Annotated in this window: 19 protein-coding genes; 13 read left to right on the forward strand and 6 right to left on the reverse strand. The window is 65.0% G+C overall.

Annotated features, from left to right (window positions below):
- Window positions 1–22 precede the first annotated feature (22 nt).
- The 4 genes from JG746_RS27270 to JG746_RS27285 are packed head-to-tail and all read right to left on the reverse strand — an operon-like array spanning window position 23 to window position 4,365.
- The gene (locus JG746_RS27270; RefSeq protein ID WP_202355543.1) at window positions 23–679 is read right to left on the reverse strand and encodes a GntR family transcriptional regulator; all 657 of its coding nucleotides are present in this window, start codon (window positions 677–679) and stop codon (window positions 23–25) included.
- Window positions 680–691: 12 nt separating this feature from the next.
- On the reverse strand, window positions 692–2,008 hold the full coding sequence (locus JG746_RS27275; protein WP_202355544.1) for an aspartate aminotransferase family protein: 1,317 nt from the start codon (window positions 2,006–2,008) through the stop codon (window positions 692–694).
- Entirely contained in the window at window positions 2,009–3,067 is a 1,059-nt protein-coding gene (locus tag JG746_RS27280; protein ID WP_202355545.1) for a phosphotransferase, read from the reverse strand.
- The gene (locus tag JG746_RS27285) at window positions 3,064–4,365 is read right to left on the reverse strand and encodes an ArgE/DapE family deacylase (protein ID WP_202355546.1); all 1,302 of its coding nucleotides are present in this window, start codon (window positions 4,363–4,365) and stop codon (window positions 3,064–3,066) included. The genes JG746_RS27280 and JG746_RS27285 overlap by 4 nt, the downstream gene beginning before the upstream one ends.
- A 177-nt stretch (window positions 4,366–4,542) precedes the next feature.
- Between JG746_RS27285 and JG746_RS27290 the strand changes: the two genes are divergently transcribed.
- From JG746_RS27290 to JG746_RS27325, 8 genes are all read left to right on the forward strand, one after another.
- Window positions 4,543–5,190, forward strand: a complete 648-nt coding sequence (locus JG746_RS27290) for a GNAT family N-acetyltransferase (protein ID WP_202355547.1) — start codon at window positions 4,543–4,545, stop codon at window positions 5,188–5,190.
- The gene (locus JG746_RS27295; protein WP_202355548.1) at window positions 5,187–7,901 is read left to right on the forward strand and encodes a LuxR C-terminal-related transcriptional regulator; all 2,715 of its coding nucleotides are present in this window, start codon (window positions 5,187–5,189) and stop codon (window positions 7,899–7,901) included. Before JG746_RS27290 ends, JG746_RS27295 begins: the two co-directional genes overlap by 4 nt.
- Before the next feature lie 84 nt (window positions 7,902–7,985).
- Window positions 7,986–9,107, forward strand: coding sequence for a class II histone deacetylase (locus tag JG746_RS27300; RefSeq protein WP_202355549.1), 1,122 nt, complete (start codon window positions 7,986–7,988; stop codon window positions 9,105–9,107).
- Window positions 9,097–9,969: an urea ABC transporter permease subunit UrtB gene (gene urtB / locus JG746_RS27305; protein ID WP_244730459.1), complete on the forward strand. Its 873-nt coding sequence runs from the start codon at window positions 9,097–9,099 to the stop codon at window positions 9,967–9,969. The genes JG746_RS27300 and urtB overlap by 11 nt, the downstream gene beginning before the upstream one ends.
- Window positions 9,966–10,952 (forward strand): branched-chain amino acid ABC transporter permease, encoded by a 987-nt coding sequence (locus tag JG746_RS27310; protein ID WP_202355550.1) that lies wholly within the window; start codon window positions 9,966–9,968, stop codon window positions 10,950–10,952. The genes urtB and JG746_RS27310 overlap by 4 nt, the downstream gene beginning before the upstream one ends.
- A complete protein-coding gene (locus tag JG746_RS27315; protein ID WP_202355551.1) occupies window positions 10,949–11,653 on the forward strand; it encodes an ATP-binding cassette domain-containing protein in 705 nt (234 codons plus the stop codon). Before JG746_RS27310 ends, JG746_RS27315 begins: the two co-directional genes overlap by 4 nt.
- A gap of 2 nt (window positions 11,654–11,655) precedes the next feature.
- Complete coding sequence (locus JG746_RS27320) at window positions 11,656–12,357, forward strand: ABC transporter ATP-binding protein (protein WP_202355552.1); 702 nt, start codon at window positions 11,656–11,658, stop codon at window positions 12,355–12,357.
- An 80-nt stretch (window positions 12,358–12,437) separates the two neighbouring features.
- Window positions 12,438–13,607, forward strand: coding sequence for a substrate-binding protein (locus JG746_RS27325; RefSeq protein WP_202355553.1), 1,170 nt, complete (start codon window positions 12,438–12,440; stop codon window positions 13,605–13,607).
- Between the two features lie 44 nt (window positions 13,608–13,651).
- Here the strand turns inward: JG746_RS27325 and JG746_RS27330 are convergent, their stop codons facing one another.
- A complete protein-coding gene (locus tag JG746_RS27330; protein ID WP_202355554.1) occupies window positions 13,652–15,298 on the reverse strand; it encodes an acetolactate synthase large subunit in 1,647 nt (548 codons plus the stop codon).
- A gap of 89 nt (window positions 15,299–15,387) precedes the next feature.
- Window positions 15,388–16,290, reverse strand: a complete 903-nt coding sequence (locus JG746_RS27335) for a LysR family transcriptional regulator (RefSeq protein ID WP_202355555.1) — start codon at window positions 16,288–16,290, stop codon at window positions 15,388–15,390.
- A gap of 102 nt (window positions 16,291–16,392) precedes the next feature.
- Between JG746_RS27335 and JG746_RS27340 the strand changes: the two genes are divergently transcribed.
- The 5 genes from JG746_RS27340 to JG746_RS27360 all read left to right on the forward strand — a co-directional run bounded on the left by JG746_RS27340 (window position 16,393) and on the right by JG746_RS27360 (window position 21,054).
- Window positions 16,393–17,382, forward strand: coding sequence for a zinc-dependent alcohol dehydrogenase family protein (locus JG746_RS27340; RefSeq protein WP_202355556.1), 990 nt, complete (start codon window positions 16,393–16,395; stop codon window positions 17,380–17,382).
- A gap of 234 nt (window positions 17,383–17,616) precedes the next feature.
- Window positions 17,617–17,916 carry a TFIIB-type zinc ribbon-containing protein gene (locus JG746_RS27345; protein ID WP_202355557.1) on the forward strand — a complete coding sequence of 100 codons (300 nt, stop codon included), beginning with the start codon at window positions 17,617–17,619 and terminating at the stop codon, window positions 17,914–17,916.
- Window positions 17,917–17,994: 78 nt separating this feature from the next.
- Window positions 17,995–18,981: a Tim44 domain-containing protein gene (locus JG746_RS27350; protein ID WP_202355558.1), complete on the forward strand. Its 987-nt coding sequence runs from the start codon at window positions 17,995–17,997 to the stop codon at window positions 18,979–18,981.
- Between the two features lie 358 nt (window positions 18,982–19,339).
- Complete coding sequence (locus JG746_RS27355) at window positions 19,340–19,891, forward strand: MaoC family dehydratase (protein WP_202355559.1); 552 nt, start codon at window positions 19,340–19,342, stop codon at window positions 19,889–19,891.
- 2 nt (window positions 19,892–19,893) lie between these two features.
- Window positions 19,894–21,054: a CaiB/BaiF CoA transferase family protein gene (locus tag JG746_RS27360; RefSeq protein ID WP_202355560.1), complete on the forward strand. Its 1,161-nt coding sequence runs from the start codon at window positions 19,894–19,896 to the stop codon at window positions 21,052–21,054.
- Window positions 21,055–21,068 lie beyond the last annotated feature (14 nt).

Here is a 21,068-nt window from a genome sequence, read left to right on the forward strand (position 1 = left end):
CGATCCCTTCTGGTCGCGCGGATCAGGCCGTCATGCGCAGATTTTCGGAAAGAACCGCGGCTGCCACGGCGATGTCCTGTTCAAGAGAGATCCGCACAGCCGGGCCATTGCGCTGCTCCAACGCGGCAACAATCCGACGATGCGCATCGTTCGACAGCGGAATGTAGCGATCGGCCTGCATCAGAAGCTTGAGATAAGGCCCGACGCGGCCCCAGAGGTCGCGGATCATGTTCAACAGGATCGGCGCGCCGGCATGCTGGTAGATGGCGAAGTGAAACGCCTCGTTCAGCGAGAGATAGGTCCTGGCATCGCCGGCTTCGATGGCGCGCTGCATGCCGGCGAGCGTCGTCTGGATCTCGACCAATCCGCTTTCGCTCATCCGCAACGCGGCCATCTCGCCCGCCAGTCCTTCGACGGCGATGCGGATCTGAGTCAGTTCCTCGAAGGCAGGGACGGATAGCAGCGGCACGATTATCGAGCGGTTGTTCTGCATCTCGAGCAGCCGCTCGGCGACCAGCCTTTGCAGCGCCTCGCGGATCGGCGTCGTCGAAATGCCGAAGGTCTCAGCAAGTTTGCGGATGACAAGCGTCTGGCCCGGGCTGAAACCGCCTGAAATCAACTCCTGCTTGAGCGCGCCATAGGCGCGGTCGTTGAGGGTTTGATGTTCGAGCTTCAGCATGCGCGGTCCAGATCACCAGTTCGACAATGCGCGATCGAGCGTCTCGGCCAGTTGCTCGGCATTGTCCCTGGCGAAGGGCAGCGGCGGCCTGATCTTCAGCACGTTGCCGCGCGGACCGCAGGACGAGATCAGCACGCCGCCCTCGCGCATGGCTTCGACTACAGAAGATGTCTTGCTCGCGGCCAGCGCCTCGTCGCCATCGGCCGTCAGCTCGACGCCGAAATAGAGGCCGTTGTGCCTGACGTCACCGACCATGCGGTGCCGGGTCTGCAAATTGCGCAGCAACTCAGCTGTATAGGCGCCGACCATGCGTGCGTTCTCGATCAGTCCTTCGCCTTCGATCACCTCCAGAACTGCGATGCCGACGGCGGCGGCGACCGGGTTGCCGCCGAAAGTGTTGAAATAACCGGTGTTGGAGCCGAAGGACGAGACAAGCCGCGGCCGCACCAGCACCGCGCCCATCGGATGGCCGTCGCCGATCGGCTTGCCCATGGTGACGATATCGGGCTCGAGGCCGTAATTGGCAAAACCCCACATGCCCTGGCCGAGCCGGCCGAAGCCGGACTGAACCTCATCGGCAATGACGATGCCACCGGCCTTCCTGACGTGATCCGCCGCCTCGCGCATGACAGCCGCATCGGGGAAGAAAATACCGTCGCTGGAAAAGGCCGAGTCGAGCAGCAGTGCCGCCGGGCGGATATTTTGCGCACGCATGTCCTCGATGGCGGCGGCGACATTCTTGGCGAAGTCATGCGCGGCGCGGCCATGGTCGCGGAACGTGTCGGGCGCTGCCACGGTGCGGTGGTGCACGGGCACGCCCTTGGCGCCGACCGCCGCCGGCGACAGCTGCGCGGTGGCGATCGTGGCGCCGTGATAGGCGAAGTCGGTGATGATGACGCCGGTGTTGCCGGTGGAATGCTGCGCGATGCGGATGGCGAGGTCGTTGGCCTCGCTGCCGGTGCAGGTGAACATGGCGTGGCCGAGATGGGACGGAACGGTACCAAGCAGCTTTTCCGCGTAGTCGAGGATGATCTCGCTCAGATAGCGCGTGTGCGTGTTGAGCGTGGCGGCCTGCCCCGACAGCGCCTCGACGACGCGTGGATGGCAGTGGCCGACCGAAGCGACATTGTTGTAGGCGTCGAGGAATTTGCGACCGCCCGCATCGTAGAGCCAGACACCGCTGCCGCGCACCAGATGGATCGGGTTACGGTAGAAGGCGCGGTAGGTTGGCCCAAGCAGCCTGGCGCGGCGTTCGAGCAGCGCGCGATCCTGTGCCGAAGCGTCGGTCTCTGTAAAGGCGTTTGTGGGTGAGGACTGAGACACGGGCATCTACTCCGGATTGGAATGGTCGAGAAAATAGCGGCGGGCCTCCGCCGACGACAGCCCATCGAGCCGTTCGAGCGAAGTCCAGACCTCGGTGATGAGGCGCAGCACATAGTCGCGCTTGGCCGGAAAGCGTTCCGCCTGCCAGCTGGCGATGTTGGCGATGAGCGCGAGGCGAGCGCGGATCAGATCGAAAAGGATGCCAATCTCCTCGGCCTCGAGCGGCTGCACCGACTGATAGCCGGCGACGAAACGCGCGGCCGGTGCCAGCGGGTGCCCCTCCGCCGGCCAGCGGTAGACGGCGCCGATGGCGAGGTCGCAGATCAGCGGCGAATGGATCATGTCGCCGAAATCGAGGATGCCGCTGACCACCTCCGGCCGCGAGGCGTCCATTACCACATTGTAGGAGTTCATGTCGTTGTGGACGATCTGCGCGCGCAGGCTCGGGATGACCGGCGCCGCATGCTCCTCGAAAGCGTCGATGACGCGCTCGACCATGGCCCGGTGGCCGGCATCGGCGATATGCGCCATCATCGGCCGCGTCTTGGCGACCTTGCGGATATCCCAGAGCAGGTCGCTGCCGGCCGCCGGATGGAAGAAGCCGCGCAGTGCCCGGCCAAGGCGGGCGAGGAAAATGCCGAGATTGCGATCCTGCGCCGCCGATGTGGGCGAACGCGACAGCAACTGGCCGGGCAGATAGGTGACCAGCCGGATGATGCGCGGCGCCGATCCGCCGACGCCCACCGTGAACTGCGCTTCGCCCGCAAGGCTCTTGCGCACCGAAGGAACCGGCAAGGTCGGGTCGACCGCAAGGATATGGTGGAGCGCCTTGTTCTGGAAATCGGTGAAGCCGGCCTCTTCCGCCGGGTGGGAGACCTTGAGGACGAACTCGCCCTCGCCGTCGGTCTGAATGTGGAAATTGTGGTCGCGTTCCCCCGGCAGCGGGCGCGCGCTGCCGGTCAGTCCATAGTGCCGGCGCAAGATGGCGAGCGCGTCGGCAATCGAGACATCGGGCGCGTCCTCGGCCAGCGTTTCGCCGAAAGCGTCAGTCACGGCTGCGTTCATGCGCTCGCCTCCGGACCGATGGGCTCTAGACCGCACCAGTCGGCGATGAACAGCGCGATGGTCTGGGTGACCTTGCGCACCGAATCCAGATCGACGGCCTCGTCATAGCCATGCGGCATGCGGCAGATCGGGCCATAGACGATCGCCGGCGTGTCGGCATAGAGGCCGAAGAAGCGCGCATCGGTGGTCGCCGAGGTGACGTGTTCCGTCAGCGGCTCGCCCCACACGGCGACATGGCTGCGGCGCAGCACGGCTTCCATCTCGTCGGCGCCCTCCAGGACATAGCCCTCGGCCATGAAGCCGTTGTAGCTCATCTTGGGCGGGCGATTGGCCAGGAAAGGATCGGCACGCGCCGCATCGGCGATGCAGGCTTCGAGTTCGGCCCTGGCGTCCTCGAGCTTCTGGCCGGGATAGGTCGCGACCCGCATCTCGAAGACGCAGCGCGCCGGAACGCTCGACGTCCATTCGCCGCCTTCGATCTTGCCGAGGTTGAAGCGGATCGGATGCGGATGATCGCAGAAATGCTTGTCGTCGACCTTGCGCGCATTCCAGACGATTTCGAGCTGCTTCAGCGCCTGGATGATGAGAAAGGCCTTTTCGATGGCGTTGGCGCCGGCCGAGAAAGCGCCCGACGCATGCTGCGGATCGCCGTCGACCTCGACCCTGAACCAGATCGGCCCGACCTGCGCCCGCATCAAGCGCGGTTCCAAGGGCTCGGGAATCAAGGCGGCGTCGGCGCGGTAGCCGCGTTGCAGGCAGGCGAGCGCGCCATTGCCGGTGCATTCCTCCTCGACCACCGACTGGAGGTAGACATTCGCGGCCGGCTGATAGCCGAGGCCGCGCAAGGCGGCGAGCGCATAGAGACAGGCCGACAGGCCGGCCTTCATGTCGCCGGCGCCGCGGCCATGCATCCAGCCATCCTCGATGGCCGGGTCGTAGGGATCGCGCACCCAGCGGTCGAGCGGCCCCGTCGGCACCACATCGATATGGCCGTTGAGGATCAGCGAGCGGCCGGTAGCGTTCCGTGGCGTGTGGGTGGCAACGACGTTGAAGGCGTCGTCGTAGGAGACGGCAACCGGCGAAAACCCCGGCAGGTCGCGGATCGCGTCGACATCGACACGCCACATGTCGACCGCATAACCGTCGGCCTGATAGGCGGCCGCCATGAAGGATTGCGCGGCGTGCTCCTCGCCGCGCTGGGAAGGAAAGCGCACGAGGTCGGCCAGGAATGCAACTTGCCGCGCGAAGCCGTCATCGACCGCGCGCAAAATGGCTTCGTCGGCAATCCGCTCAGGCATGATATTCCGCTTTCCCGTGAATGGTGTATCATATCTCATATACCATCTTAGGGAAAGGCGAAGAGACAGGTCGGGCCAAAACGATGGCCCAACCCGGGAAGCTCTTGGCAGGCGGGCTCGGAGTTGGCATCAGCTTCCTGCATGCCGGCGCAACTGCATGGCAGAGATCGAGGACAAATGCTGGTCACCGAAGGCCCATTGCCGGATGAAATCACCGATCTCACGTCCGGCTACCGGCGCGTGCCGGCCGGCAAGATCGTCAATGCGGTGACGTGGATGGAATCGCGCGCCCCGATGCGGGGTCTCGCCCAGCCCTTGGCAATGACCCGGATCACCAAGCCTGACGGCGCCGCCTACCGCGCGATCTTCCTCGAGATCGGCGCTCCCTGGCTGTGGGACCGCGCTGCCGAAATGTCGGATGCCGAAGTCGCCGCGCACTTCGCCGACCCGCGCCAGCATCTCTATTACGGCCATGATGAAAGCAGCCGCCATGTCGGCATGGTCGAATTCCGCGTGGCCGATGACAATGAGATCGAGATCACCTATTTCGGCCTGTTCCCGGCCTTGACCGGCCGGGGTCTCGGCAAGCGGCTGATGGCCGGTGCGCTCGACCAGGCATGGCGCCTCGACCCTGGCCGCATCTGGCTGCACACCAGCAGCATCGATCATCACAGCGTCATCGGTTTCTACCGGGCTTGCGGGTTCGAGCCCTATGCGGCCGGTTTCGAAATCACCGACGATCCGCGGATCAAGGGAACCCTGCCGCGCGATGCAGCCCCGCAAATCCCGTTGATCGAAACGGAATGGGTGCCCGGCGCCAGATGAGACCGTCTTCGCAACCGGCCGGCCAGGCATCGCCCCACCATCGCCGGTGGGTGCGGCGCGAGAGCATCCTGTCGAGGTTGGAGCGGCATGTCGATACGCGCATCGTTTTGTTCGCCGCGCCCGCCGGCTTCGGCAAGTCGACGACGATGGCGCAGTGGGCAGCTGAGGTCGCGCGCCACGGCCGGTTGACCGCATGGCTGTCCTGCGAGGCGACGGACAATGACGAAGGCGCCTTCCTGTCGCATCTGGTGGGAGCGCTGCGCCATCTGGTCCAGAACCCGGCCGAACTCGACCTCGCCTTCCAGTCGAGCCCGATCCCGCAGCTCGACGTGGTGCTCGCAGCACTGGTGGCGGGTCTTGCAGCGCGCGACGCCGAGATCACCCTGTTCTTCGACGACTACCACGTCATCGAAGCGCCGGCGGTCAAGCGGTTCATGGAGCGGCTGACGCGGCAGGCGCTTGCCAACGTCGCCTTCGTCATCGGTTCGCGCAACCTGCCCGACCTGCAACTCGGCAAGCTCAGGGTGCTTGGCGACGTCTTCGAAATCGGCGCGGACGATCTGCGCTTCGCTTCCTCCGAAGCCGAAGCCTTCTTCAACGATAAATTGGGCCTCAGCGTCAGCAGCGGCACCGTCGAGACCTTGTGCTCGCGGACCGAAGGCTGGGCCGCCGGCCTGCAGCTCGCCTCGCTGTCGCTCAGTGCCGCGCATGCTCCGGAAACAGTCATCGGCAATTTCACCGGCGCCAACCGCAACGTCGCCGATTTCCTGATGGGCGAAGTCTTCCTGGGGCTGCCGCCGGCGCTGGCGAAATTCCTGCTCCACAGTTCGATCTTCGAGCGCTTCAGCGCCGAGGCGTGCCGGGCGGTCTTGCGCGCGGCGGACGCCGAGGCCGACATCACCGAGATCGAGACCCGCAACCTGTTCCTGGTGCCGCTCGATGAGGAGCGGCGCTGGTTCCGCTATCATCACCTGTTCCACGACTTCCTCAGCCGCGAAATGGAACGGCGCGAGCCGGAGATGATCGCGCCGCTACATCTGGCCGCGGCCGAATGGTTCGGCGAGCGCAAGATGCTGACCGAGGCGATCGGGCATGCGCTCGCCGCCGGCGACCAGGCCCGCGCGGCGGTGTTCGTCGAGAACAATGCGCTCGAACTCATCGCCCAGTGTCAATTGCTTTACGTCAGGCAGTTGCTGGCACTGCTGCCGAGGAACCTGGTCGATCAGCGCATCCGGTTGCAACTCGTCGTGCTGTGGCTGGCAGTGCACTCAAGCCAGCCCGAGATCGCCCAGCAGACGCTGGCCAATGCGCGCAAGCTGGTTGAGACCGGGCCGGCCGACGGCAAGGATCCGGGCACGCTGACCGGCACCACGATCGAGGCCGAAATCGCCGTCCTCGATGCCGCCGTGCACAGCACGCTGGAGCAGTTCGAGGACGCGCGGGACACAGCACTTGCCGCCCTGCGCATCATCGCGCCCGACGCCTGGTTCATGGAAGGCGCGACGGCCAATGTCATCGGTTACAATCTCTACGCGCTTGGCGACCTCGAGGGTGCGCGGGCGGCAGCGGAGGCGGCGCGCAAGGCGCATGAGCGAAGCGGCAGCCTACTCGGCGTCACCATCGCCAATTGCTACATGGCCGTGATCGAGCGCTCGGCCGGCCGCCTGCCCGCGGCGGAACGGCTGCTGCGCAATACGATTATCGAGGCGAGGACGCGGATCGGCGCGAACTCCTATGCCGAGGCACTGGCCGGAACGCTGCTCGCCGAACTCGCCTATGAGACCAACGCATCCGGCGAGGCGCTGACGCTTGTCGAGAATCTCGGACCGCTGATCGAGGGCGCCGCGGTCATCGTCTATCCCCTGGCCAGCGTGCCGACCTATGCCCGCGTGCTGCAGCTGACCGGTCGCGCAGACCAAGCGCTCGACATGCTGGAGCGCGTCTACCAGCGCGTGCGCGGTTCCGTCTACCGCCGCCTCGCGTCGGTGCTGGTGCATGACCGCATCCGGCTGCTCATCGATCAGAACCGCGTCGCCGAGGCACGCGCCCTGCTCGACGAGCATCGCCGCGAAAGCGCCGAGACCGCCCCCACCGTCGCCAACGAATTCGAGTTCTTCGCCGAAGGCCGGCTGCTGACGGCGGAAAAATCCTACGCAGCTGCCGCGGCGCTTTTCGACGCGCTGCTGGAGCGGACCAAAAGCAGCGGACGCATGCGCCGCCACATACTGGCGCTGATCCTGCGCGCCAAGAGCGCCAGGAATGACCAGCGCGAGGCCGACCGCCATCTTCTCGAAGGGCTGCGCCTTGCCCAGCCTTCCGGCTTCATCCGCTCCTTCGTCGACGAGGGCAGGCCTGTCGTCGAAGGATTGATGCGGCTGCGCGCGGCGCAGGCGAAGAGCGACCCGTCCCTGTCGGCCTATGCAACGCGCATCATCGATGCCGCGCAGACCATGCCTGTGGCGATGCGGAAGCAGGCGGCACCGGCAGCGGAAAAGGAACAACTCACCCAGCGCGAGACCGAACTGCTGCGCTGCCTGTCGGAAGGCATGTCCAACAGGGATATCGCGTTTGCGCTGTCGGTGAGCGAAACGACGGTGAAATGGCATTTGAAGAACATTTTCGGCAAGCTCTCGGTATCGAACCGCGTCCAGGCCGTGCGCGCCGCGCAGGCCGCCGCGAACCTCCGTCCCCCTCCGAAAGGAGGGGCATAGGCATCTGGAACAACCCCCTCTTTCGGGTCGGGCCATGGGATCGTTAGCCTGCTAGCCTCCTCTGGATTGCAGAGGACGCTGCTTATGGCGACAGGTTACGTTTTTCACGAACAGCTGATGTGGCATGACACCGGCCCCAGTGCCGACATGATGCCTCCCGGCCGTTTCGTGGAACCCGGCCGGCACCTGGAATCGCCCGGTTCGAAGCGCCGGCTGAACAACCTCATCCAGGTCAGCGGCCTGGCGCGCCATCTGGTGCCGATCCTTGCCGAGCCGGTGACGGTCGAGGATCTGCTACGCGTGCACACGCAGCGCCATGTTGACGACATCAGGATGCTCAGCGAACGCGGCACCGGCTTCGCCGGCCCGCAGGCGCCGATCGGCCTCAACAGTTTCGACATTGCCCTTTTGTCGGCCGGCACCACCTATGCCGCGATGCGCGCGGTGCTGACTGGCCGCGTCGACAACGCCTATGCGCTGGCGCGGCCACCGGGGCACCATGCCGAGCCCGACCAGGCGATGGGCAACTGCCTGTTCTCCAACATCGGCGTTGCTGTGCGACGGCTCCAGCATGAGGGCCTGCTTGGCCGCGCGGCGATCGTCGACTGGGACGTGCATCACGGCAACGGCACCGAGACGGTGTTTTATTCCGATCCGTCGGTGCTGACCATTTCCCTGCACCAGGACAATCTCTATCCGACCGGGCGCGGCGCGCTGGCCGACAATGGCAAGGGCGAAGGGGAAGGCTACAACATCAACATCCCGCTGCCGGCCGGTAGCGGCACCGGCGCCTATGAGGCGACCTTCGATCGCGTCGTCGCTCCGGCGCTGCGCGCCTACAAGCCCGACCTTGTGATCGTCGCTTCCGGTTTCGATGCGTCGGGCTTCGATCCGCTCGGCCGCATGATGCTCAACAGCGAATGCTTCCGGCGCCTCGCCGCCCGCATGGTGGCGCTGGCTGCCGAGACTTCCAACGGACGGCTGATGATGACCCATGAAGGCGGCTACTCCGAAGGCTATGTGCCATTCTGCGGCCATGCCGTCATCGAGACGCTGGCCAACCATCGCACCGAAGTGGTCGATCCGCTGTCGGACCATATCGACGAATGGGCCGGCCAGGCCTTGCAGCCGCATCAGGCTGCGGTGATCGACGCCGCCGAAGGCCTCCTCGCGGGCCTGCGCCAACGCCTCGCAAGTGCTGCCTGACACGATGGATTTTGTCGTCACCACACTCCTCAACGCGCTGACGCTGATCAGCATCCTGATGCTGGTCGGGCTCGGGCTGGCGATCAGCTTCGGCCTGATGAACGTGACCAATCTGGCGCATGGCGAGTTCGTCACCGTCGGCGCCTTCGCGGTCTATTTCGTCCAGAGCGTCGGCGGCTCGTTCTGGCTGGGGCTGGCCGCCGCTCCGATTGCCGGAGCCATAGTCGGCTGCATCCTGGAATTCGCCATCATCCGCCACCTCTATTCGCGGCCGGTCTCGACCGTGCTCGCCACCTGGGGCGTCAGCCTGATCCTGCAGCAAGGGCTGGAACTGACCTTCGGCCTCGGCGCCAAGCCGGTGACGCCGCCGATCGAGGGCACGCTCGATCTGTTCTTCACCGCCTATCCGGCCTACCGGCTGATCCTGATCGCGATTGCCATGCTGACCTTGCTCGGCGTCGTGCTTTTGATCAGCCGGACCTCCTTCGGGCTCGACATCCGCACCGTCATCCAGAACCGCGAAATGGCCGAGGGCGTCGGCATCAACACGCGGCGCACCTATGCCATCGCCTTCACCTTCGGCGCGGCCATTGCCGGGCTCGCCGGCGGCCTGGTCGCGCCGCTGGCGATCGTGCTGCCGCAGATGGGCGTGAACTATCTCGCCAACGCCTTCTTCGTCGTCATTGTCGGCGGCGTCGGCTCGATCGGCGGCCTCGTCGCCGGCAGCGTCTTCGTCGGCGGGCTGACCAGCGTGCTCAACTACCAGATCTCGCCATCGCTGGCGCAAGCGATCGTGCTGCTGGCGGCCATCGTCGCCGTGCGGCTGCGGCCCAACGGCCTGTTCAACGGAGCGTCGCGATGATCGCCCGCGACCGCAACTGGCTGCTGATCTTCGCCGTCTGCGTGGCGCTCGCGGTTCTCTATCCGCTCTTCGCCGACGGCTATCAGTTGACGGTGATCCGCGACGCGCTGATCTTCGGCCTGTTTGCCGCAAGCCTCGACTTCTTCTGGGGCCGCACCGGCATCCTGTGCTTCGGCCACGCCGCCTTCTTCGGCATTGGCGGCTACATCATGGCGCTGGTCACGCTCAACGACGCCATCCCCTTCGGCAGCCTGCTCGGCATCATGGGCGCGGTGGCCGGCGCGGCTTTTGTCGCCGCCATCATCGGCTACTTCCTGTTCTTCGGCGGCATCCGCGGCAGCTATTTCACCATCGTGACGCTCGCCATGGGCGTCATCTGCCAGCAGGCCGCCGTCTCCTGGAGCTCGGTCACCGGCGGCGACAGTGGCCTGATCGGCATCCCGCCGATCGAATTCGATATCGGCGGAATGCATGTCGATCTCAGCCAGGATCTGCCTTCCTACATCTTCGTTGCGTCCATCGTCGCGGTGGTCGTGCTGGCGCTGTGGTCGATCAGTCGCGGCCGCTGGGGCACGGTGCTGACCGCCATCCAGGACAATGAAGTCCGGGCGGCAGCGCTTGGCCACAATGCGCCGCTGCGGCTGCTCGTCACTTTCGTCCTGTCCGCCGCGATCGCCGGGCTTGCCGGGGCGCTCTATGTCTGCATGGCCGGGCTGGTGGCGCCCGATTTGTCCGGGCTGCTGCTGTCGACGGAAGTCATCGTCTGGGTGGCGGTCGGCGGGCGCGGCACGCTGCTTGGTCCAGTGCTGGGCGCCATCGCCATCCAGCGCGCGCAGCAGACCATCTCAAGCTTCAACCCGAGCCTGTGGCCGCTGCTGCTCGGCTGCGTCTTCGTCATCATCGTCTTCGTGCTGCCCGACGGCATCCTGTCGATCTATGCGCGGCTGAAGAGCCTGTTCAAAGGCCGGAGGCGCGCGCTATGAGCGATGTGCTGCTCCAGGCCGAGAATGTCGGCATCCGCTTTGGCGGGCTGCAGGCGCTGGAAGGGTTGAACCTGACGGTGTGCGACAGGGAGCTCTGCTGCATCATCGGGCCGAACGGCGCCGGCAAGAGCACCTTCCTCAACCTTTTGACCGGCACGCTGCGCCCGACCAGCGGCAGCGTGCGTTTCCTCGGCCACGACATTGCCGGCCTGCCGCTGCACCGCATCGCCCGGCTCGGCATTGCCCGAAAATTCCAGATTCCGTCGGTCTTTCCGAGCCTCTCGGTCGAGGACAATCTCAAGGTCGCACGGTGGGGCGCCCCCTCCCCGGCTCGTCCGGTCGGCGAACTGCTTGACCTCGTCGCGCTTGGCAGCCGCGCCGCCACTCTGGCCGGCGAACTCGCGCATGGCCAGAAGCAATGGCTGGAGATCGGCATGGCGCTGGCGATCGAGCCAAGGCTGCTTTTGCTCGACGAACCGACCGCCGGCATGACACCGCAGGAAACGCTGGCGACAGCCGAGATGCTGCTGCGGCTCAAGGGCGAGTTCTCGATCGTGGCGGTCGAGCACGACATCCGCTTCGTACGGGCGCTGAACTGCGAGACGCTGGTGCTGCATCAGGGACGCCGGCTGCGCAGCGGTCCTTTCCACGACATCGAGACCGACGAAATGGTCCGCGACGTCTATCTGGGGAGGCGCTGACCATGCTGCGGACATTGGCGGTCTCGGCAGGCTACGGCCTGCTCCCGGTGCTGAACGGTATCGACCTCAGCGTGGCGTCAGGCGAAGTCGTCGGCCTGCTCGGCCGCAACGGCGCCGGCAAGACGACACTGCTGCGCGTCATCGCCGGCGGCCTGAAGGCAAGCGGCGGCGCGGTGGTTCTCGGCGACCAGGACCTTACCAACGCGCCGGCCTTCCGCCGCGCGCGAGCCGGCATCGCGCATGTGCCGCAGGGGCGCGGCATCTTCAACCAGCTGACCGTGCGGCAGAACCTCGAAGTCGGCACGCGCGCCGCCCGGGACCGTGGCGACGGCGGCATTCCTGACGACATCTTCGGCTATTTTCCGATCCTGCGCGAACGCGAAGCGCAAATCGCCGGTACGCTGTCGGGCGGCCAGCAGCAGATGCTGGCGATCGGCCGTGCGCTGTGCGGCCTGCCGTCGGTGCTGCTGCTCGACGAGCCCTCGGAAGGCATCCAGCCGAACATCGTGCAGTCGATCGCCGAGCTGGTGCCGCGCATCGCGCGCGAGCGCGGCATCGCGATCGTTCTGGTCGAGCAGAATCTCGATCTCGTTCTCAAGGCGGCGGACCGCTGCCTGGTGATGGAGAAGGGCAGGACCGTGCACGAAGGCACGCCGGAGGCGTTCGCCGACGAGAGCCTGCTGAAGGATTTGTTGGCCCTATAGGCGCGCCCTAAGCGCGCCTGGGACCTGTTGACTTTGTAAGGCGTGCATGGGGCGCGCCTGGACTGGAAGGGAACATAACAATGATAAGCAGAAGAACGATCCTCAAATCCGGCGGCGCTGCCGCCGCCTTCGCCATGGTCGGCGCGCCGTCGATCCTGCGCGCCGCCGACACCGTCAAGGTCGGCCTGTCGATCCCGATCACCGGATTGCAGGCGATCCTCGGCGAGACGCTGCTCAACTGCTACAAGCTCGCCGCCGCCGAACTCAACGCCGCCAACGGCATTGGCGGCCGCCAGGTCGAACTGTTCATCGAGGACAACCAGACCACGACCAAGGGCTCGATCGACAAGGCGCGCAAGCTCCTCAACGAGGACAAGGTCGACGTGATCATGGGCACGATCATTTCGCCCGAGCGCAGCGCGACGCTGTCGGTGACCTCGAAGGCCAAGAAGCTTTTCTTCTACCCGACCAATTTCGAAGGCGGCGAATGCAATCGCTACTTCGTCGCCACCGGGCCGATCCCGATGCAGCAGGTCGACCCGATGATGCCGTGGGTGGCCGAGAATCTCGGTAAGACGATCTATGTCATGGCCTCCGACTATGCCTGGCCGCAAAAGATGACCGAGGCGATCACGGCGGCCTATGAGAAGGCCGGCGGCAAGATCATCGGCGCCGACTACTATCCATTCGGCACCACGGATTTCGGCCCTGCCTTCCAGAAGATCAAGTCGCTGAAGCCCGATGTCGTCTGGTCGATGGTGGTCGGCAACGACGCCGTCACGCAGCTCAAGCAGTATCGCTCCTTCGACATCAAGCAGCCGCTGATCGCGCCGCTCGACGAGGTCTTCAACAAGGACGCGCTGCCGCCCGGCGTTGCCGCCGGCACCTACGCGCCGCAGCCCTACTGGATGGCGCTCGACAATCCGGTCAACAAGAAGTTCATCGCCAGCTTCCGCGAAAAGTTTGGTCAGGAAAAGATGGTCAACGGCATCGGCGAGGCCGGCTATAACGGCCTGCATCTCTACGCACTGGCCGCCGAGAAGGCCGGATCGTTGAAGGACGACGATGTGCTCAAGGCGCTGCCGACCATCGAGTTCGACGCCCCGCAAGGCAAGATCCGCGTCGATGCCTCCAACAACCACACGCTCTGCCATTCCTATGTCGGCAAGGCGGCGGCGGACGGCATCAGCTACGAAATCGCCAAGGATTTCGGCACCATCGCGCCGGTCACGCCCTACTGCAAAGTGTAGGCCCTCGCACACAACCAATCCTGACGGCGGCTTTGTCGCTGCCGTCAGGCCTTCACCGGCGCCGGCAGCCGCTCGCGCAATTCGTCGACGAGCACCCTGGTGTTTTCGGAATAGTCGATCGGCACGACGACGAGATGCACGCCGCCGCCAGCAAAAGCCTGTTCCAGCGCTGGCCGCAAGTCGGCGATCTCCGCAATCCTGGTCCCTTTGGCGCCATAGGCTTCGGCATACTTGACGAAGTCGGGATTGCCGAAGGTCATGCCGAAATCCGGGAATTCGTCGACCGCCTGCTTCCAGCGGATCATGCCATAGGCGTGGTCTTCCAGCAGCAGGACGACGAGGTTGAGCTTGAGCCTGACGGCGGTCTCCAGTTCCTGGCTGTTCATCATGAAGCCGCCGTCACCGCAAATGGCCATGACACGGCGCTGGGGATAGAGCAGTGACGCCATCATCGCCGACGGCAGGCCGGCGCCCATCGTGGCCAGCGCATTGTCGAGCAGCAGCGTGTTCGCCATGCGCGTGCGGTAGTTGCGGGCGAACCAGATCTTGTACATGCCGTTGTCGAGGGCGAGGATCCCGTCCGCCGGCATCACGGTGCGCACGTCGTGCACGATGCGCTGCGGCGTGAAGCGATCTTCGGTGGCGCGCGCTGCGATCCGGCTCAAGATGCCCTCCCTGAGCGGCAGCAAGGCCTGCGCGTTGGGGATCTTGCCCTTGACACGGTCGGCCAGCAGCGCCAGCGAAGGGCCGAGGTCGCCGACGATTTCGGCTTGCGGGAAATAGACCTGCTCGACATCGGCCGTTTGATAGCCGACATGGATGACCTTGGGCCCGTTGGCGCCCATGATGAAGGGCGGTTTCTCGACCGTGTCGTGGCCGATGGTGATGATCAGATCGGCCTGTTCGATGGCTTCGTGCACATAGTCGCGCTCCGAGAGCGCCGCCGTTCCCATGTAGAGCTCGGTTCCGCCAGGCACGGTGCCCTTGCCCATCTGCGTGGTGAAATAGGGAATTTGCGTGCGCAGCACGAACTGGGCGACATCGGGGGTCACGCGCGGCCGCGACGCCGCCGCGCCGAACATCAGCAGCGGACGCTTGGCCTCCATGATCATGCGGGCGGCGCGGTCGAGCGCAGCGGCGCTGGCCGTGGGCAGGTCGACCGGATGCGTCGGCACCAGCGCGACCGGTTCGCACTCCGCCGCCGCAATGTCTTCCGGCAATTCCAGATGCACGGGTCCGGGCCGCTCTTCCTGGGCAACGCGGAAGGCCTCGCGCACCAGCGACGGGATCATTTTCGGCGAGACGATCTGGCGCGACAGCTTGGTCAGCGGCTTCATCGCCGCGACGATGTCGACGATCTGGAAGCGCGCCTGCCGCGATGACAAGATGCCCTTCTGGCCGGTGATCATGATCATCGGCATCGCGCCGAGCAGTGCGTAGGCCGAGCCGGTCGTCAGGTTGAGCGCGCCGGGGCCGAGCGTGGTGATGCACACGCCTGCCTTGCCGGTCAGCCTGCCATAAGTGGCGGCCATGAAGGCGGCCGCCTGCTCGTGGCGGGTCAGGATCAGCTGGATCGACGAGCGGCGGATGGATTCGACGATGTCCAGGTTTTCCTCGCCCGGAATGCCAAAGATCCGGTCGACCCCTTCATTCTCGAGGGCCGCGACGAACAGATCCGAACCTTTGGTCATGAACCGCCTCTCCTGCAATGCGTACGTTCCGCCCTCATATGCCATTGGAAAGCGGCGCCTCAAAGAGCGCAAGCCTGCTCTGTTGGCAATCAGCCCATCAGTTTCGGCAAGTCGGCCGCCAGCGCATCGACGGCGAGCCGGACCTTGAGCGGCAGATGCGGCGTCCGCAGCCACAGCGCATGGCAGTCGTAGGGATAGCGCGGCTGGTCCGGCAACAGCGCGACCAGCGCACCGGCCTTGATGCGCTCGCGGACCAGCCACCAGGGCAGCCACGCCAGCCCCATGCCTTCGACCGCTGCGTCGGCGATGGCATCGAGATCGTCGAGCCGCAGCCGGCCGCTGGGCATGATCTCCTGTGCGGCTTGCCCTTCACGGGGAAACAGCCAGGGCTGAACGGCCTGGCCGAGTCGGCGGTAGACAATGGCCTGATAATTGGCGAGGTCATCGATCCGCCGCGGTTCGCCATGAATTCCGAGATAGGAGGGCGCGGCGCAGACGACCATGTCCTGCCGCGCAACACGCCGCGCGATCACGCCAACCTTGTCGTCCAGATCACCGGTTCGGATCGCGAGATCATAACCGTCCTCGGCGAGATCGGCGAAGCGGTCGCTGAGCGACAGGTCGAGCTCCAGCATCGGATACTGTCGCGCCAGCTTCAGCAGTACGGGGGTGACGCAGTGACGGCCGAAATGCGCCGGCATGGTCACCCGCAGTCTGCCTCTCGGTTCGGCAAACTGGTCGGCGGCGAGTGCATCGGCGGCTTCCGCCTCGGCCAGCACGATGCGGCAGCGCTCGTAGTAGGCGCGGCCGAAATCGGTCAGGCTCTGCCGGCGCGTGGTGCGGTTGATGAGGCGCACGCCGAGCCGTTCTTCGAGAAGCCGGACATGTTTGCCAACCATCGGTCCGGACAGGTCGAGCGCGACCGCCGCGGCGGCGAACGAGCCGAGGTCGACCGCCTTGACGAACACGGCCATGCTCTCGAGCCGATCCATATTCGAAACCTCTGGTTTCTACTGCTTTATCCCTACGTCCATTTATCCATGAATCCTTTGACTGCATAGCTCATTCGGTTCAGATAATTTGGAGTAGACCGAATGACACGTGTAGTTCGCTTTCACCGGCATGGTGGCCCCGAGGTTCTGTGCATCGAGGATATCGACCCTCCCCCACCTGGTCCGGGCGAGGTTCAGATCCGCGTCAAGGCACTCGGCCTCAATCGTGCCGAGGCGCTGCTGCGTGCGGGTATCTATATCGAGACGCCCGCCCTCCCCTCCGGGCTTGGCCTTGAGGCGGCGGGCGTTATCGAGGCAACAGGCGAAGATGTAACGGGTTTGGCGCCGGGCGACGCTGTCAGCGTCATCCCGCCGCAATCGATGGTGCGCTGGCCGGCCTATGGCGAGATGGTCACCTATCCCGCCACGCTCATCGCCAAGCATCCGCCATCGCTCGACTGGCAGACGGCGGCGGCTGTCTGGATGCAATATCTCACCGCCTATGGCGCGCTGATCGACATCGCCAGACTGCGTGGCGGAGATGCCGTCGTCATCACCGCAGCCTCAAGCAGCGTCGGGCTCGCGGCGATCCAGATCGCCAACAGCGTCGGCGCGACAGCGATCGCGGTGACGAGAACATCGGCCAAGAAACAGGCCTTGCTCGGTGCCGGAGCGGCGCATGTTGTCGTCCTGGCCGAAGAGGATCTCGCCGCAACGCTGAGCGAGATCGCGGGACCGCAAGGCGTGCGCGTCGTGCTCGATGCAATCGGCGGCCCGATCTTCGAGCCGCTGACGGCGGCGATGTCAAAGGGCGGCATTCTCATCGAATATGGCGGGCTCAGCCGCGAGCCGACGCCGTTCCCTCTGGCTGCCGTCCTGGGCAAGACGCTGACGCTGCGTGGCTACCTCGTCCACGAGATCACCGGCGATCCAGAGAAGCTGGAAGCCGCCAAGGCGTTCATCCTCGAAGGCCTGGAGACGGGCACGCTGCGGCCGATCATCGACAGGAGCTTTGCCTTCGACCAGATCGTCGAGGCGCATCGATATCTCGAATCGAACGAGCAGTTCGGCAAGATCGTGGTGACGATCTGAGATCGTGGTGACGATCTGAGATCGTGGTGACGATCTGAACAACGGCGACGGCGAACAAATCATTCCTGCCGTCAATATCGCCCTTGAAGGCCCGGCTGCGCATTCCTAACTGTCTGGTGCGGGCCGGGCCCCTCTGACGATCGCTTCTGGTGATTGTGATGTCGGACCGCTTCAACGGGCCCGTTTCCACCCTTTTGGTCAAGCGGGCTCAATCCTTTCGGTTTGGAGCCCCGTATGACATCTTCCCTTCTTGGTCTGGTTTGCCCTTCCTGCCGCGTCGCCCTCACAATGAGCGAACGCCAGGGTATCGAGATCGATTATTGTCCGCAGTGCCGTGGCGTCTGGCTTGATCGAGGCGAACTCGACAAGATCATCGAGCGGTCCGGCAGGGAGGCATCGCCCGCGCCGCAGCCACAGCCGGCAGCCTTCTCGCAGCCGCAACATGCCCATGGCCGCGATGACGATTATTCGCGCTCGCAGGGCCACCGTTATCCAAAGCGGAAGAAATCGTTCTTCGAAGAATTGTTCGATTGACCCCGTAGCGCCGCCCGCTGCGCGAGCCGGCGTTTGCTGAAAGCTTCTAAAAATCACACCGATAAAGGTTCATCTCCGATGATGTCTCGCACCAGCCGATTTGCAGCCCTGTTTGCAGGACTGTTCCTCGCATTCTCCATGGTCGCGATCGATCATGCCGAGGCTCGGCGCGGCGGCAGTTTCGGCAGCCGCGGCACGCGCACATTCCAGTCTGCGCCGCCGACCAGGACCGCGCCGGCGCCGACCGCTCCGGTCGAGCGTTCGATGACGCCCAACACCGGTGTGAACTCTGCCGCCCGGCAGCCGCAGGCCGGCCCGCAAAGACCCGGTTTCATGAGCGGCTTCGGCGGCACGATGATGCGCGGCCTGCTGATCGGCGGCTTGATCGGCCTGCTCGTGGGCCAAGGGTTCGGCGGCCTGGCCGGCATGTTCGGCTTCCTGCTTCAGGCCCTGCTCATCGGTGGCGCGATCATGCTGGCCATCCGCTTCTTCCGCTCGCAATCCGCGCGTGGCCCAGCGCCCGCGCTCGCTGGTGCCGGCAATGCCCAGGCGTCGCGATTTGAGAACCGCGGAACGTCACAGCCGCAGACTGCGGGCTCGTTCACGATCCCCGGCTTTGGCGGTGGTTCGGGCGGAGGCTCTCCGGCCGATGTCTCCGAGGAGATCACGCTGGCTCAGACCGATCTCGCCGCCTTCCAGCAGTTGCTGACCGACGTCCAGGAAGCATTCGGGCGCGAAGACCATGCCGCGCTCCGCCGGGCGACGACGCCCGAAATGGTGTCCTATTTCTCGGAAGAGCTGGCCGACAATGCCCAGAAAGGCCTCAGGAACGAGGTCTCCGACATCACTCTGCTGCAGGCCGACATCGCCGAAAGCTGGCGCGAGGACGACCGCGACTACGCCACGGCCGCGTTGCGCTATGAGTCTCGCGACGTGATGCGTGAACGGGCCAGCGGCAAGGTCGTCGAGGGTGACCAAGACCGTCCGACAGAGACGACCGAGTTGTGGACGTTCACGCGTCAGAATGGCTCGAACTGGAAGCTCTCGGCAATCCAACAGGCCTGAGACCAGGCCAGTTTGTCCGAGGGGTCGCAGGCGCCCCAGCGCACGATCCTGACGCACATCGGCGTGCCGATTTCGACGGCGCGTCCGTAGTTTCCGCGCGCCGAGAATAAGGCGCCTCCCGGTTCAGACTGCCGACAAGACCAGACAGGCGCTGCGCAGGATTTCCTCTCCTGCCCGGCCGCGCTTGAGCGCGCCAGGCTGCCAAAAATTTCGGCTGTCGTCGCTTGCAACGTAAACCCATATGTGAAAATACTATTTACAAAAGAAGATTGGCGGGAGGAGACGTCTTGCATTCAGGCGCTTCGAGGCGTGTTCCAACGATTGCTGGGGAACTCCTGCGAGATCGCTGGAGCCAGCCATGAGCGACTTCGCGCCGACCGTCGGTGTCGCCTCGACACACCCCAAGAACATGCCTGAGGCGCACGCCGCGCTGCCGGTGTGGAACGCCGAAAACTGGTTCTACGAGGACTGGCCGGTCGGCCAGAAAATCCGTTCGTTGCGGCGCACGATGGCCGAGGGCGACAGCCACCTCTTCAACACGCTGGTGCTGGACATCCACCCCTATGTGCAGGACCAGATGTTCGCCGAAAGCGAAGGCATTTTCGGCAAGCGGTTGATCGCCGGCGCGTTCGTCTTTTCGGCGGGGCTGGGGCTGGTCGCCACCAACTGCGTCAACGCCTTTTCCTATGGCTACGACAAGCTCCGCTTCATCAAGCCTGTCTTCATCGGCGACACGATCTATTCGATCCGCTCCAACCTCGACAAGAAGCCGCGCTACAAGGAGATGGGGCTGATCCGCGCCAGCTACGAGGTGTTCAAGGGCGAAGGCGAGCTGGTTTTGTATTGCGAGCATTTGCAGACGGTGAAGTACCGCAACCCGGCCGAGTTCGTCGGCAAGACGGAGAAATGAAGATGCCGGCTTTGGCCGAATTGCCGCTTGCCGGCCTGACCGTCGTCGACATGAGCCAGTTCCTGTCCGGGCCCTACTGCTCGCTGCGGCTGCTCGATCTCGGCGCGCGCGTCATCAAGATCGAGCGCCCGGATGGCGGCGACCTGTCGCGCCGGCTCTATCTCAGCGACACCGAGATCGGCGGCGATTCCACCATTTTCCACGCCATCAACCGCGCCAAGGAAAGCTTTGCCATCGACCTCAAGAACGAGGCCGATCTCGACGCGCTGCGCGGGCTTCTGGCCAAGGCCGACGTGCTGATCCAGAATTTCCGCCCGGGCGTCATCGAGCGGCTGGGCCTCGATTATGAGGCTGTCCGCAAAATCAACCCGCGGCTCGTCTACGCGTCGATCAGCGGCTATGGCGAGGACGGGCCATGGGTCAAGCGGCCGGGCCAGGATCTGCTGGCGCAATCCCGCTCCGGCGTGATGTGGCTGAATGGCGACGAGGACCAGGGACCGGTGCCATTTGGGCTCGCCATCGGCGACATGCTGGCCGGTGCTGCCTGCGCGCAAGGCATTCTGGCGGCACTGGTGCGGCGCGGCATCACCGGCCAGGGCAGCCATATCGAAACCAGCCTGCTGGAAGCGCTGGTCGACTTCCAGTTCGAGGTGCTGACCACGCATCTCAATGACGGCCGCCGCTTGCCCAGGCGCTCCAGCTTCCGCAGCGCACATGCCTATCTCTCGGCGCCCTATGGCGTCTACCCGGCCAAGGACGGCTACCTCGCCATCGCCATGACGCCGATCCCCAAACTGGCCGACCTGCTGTCCCTCGACGAACTGGCGCCTTACCGCGACGAACCGGCGTCGTGGTTCACCGCGCGCGACGACATCAAGGCGATCATCGCGCAAAGGATCGCCAGCAAGACGATCGATGAGTGGCTCGATATTCTCGAACCGGCCGACATCTGGTGCGCCAAGGTGCTGACCTGGCCGGAAATGCTGGCCAGCGAAGGTTTTCAGTCACTCGACATGCTGCAGACGGTGACGCGCGAGGACGATGTCTCGATCCTCACCACCAGGTCGCCGCTCAGGGTCGACGGGATCAGGGCCAAGGTCGATCGCGCAGCACCACGCATCGGCGAGCACAGTGCCGCGATCCGCGCGGAGTTCGGCCTTTGACCAGGCTCAAGGGC

Source organism: Mesorhizobium sp. 113-3-3 (genome assembly GCF_016756495.1).
Classification (GTDB): Bacteria; Pseudomonadota; Alphaproteobacteria; order Rhizobiales; family Rhizobiaceae; genus Mesorhizobium.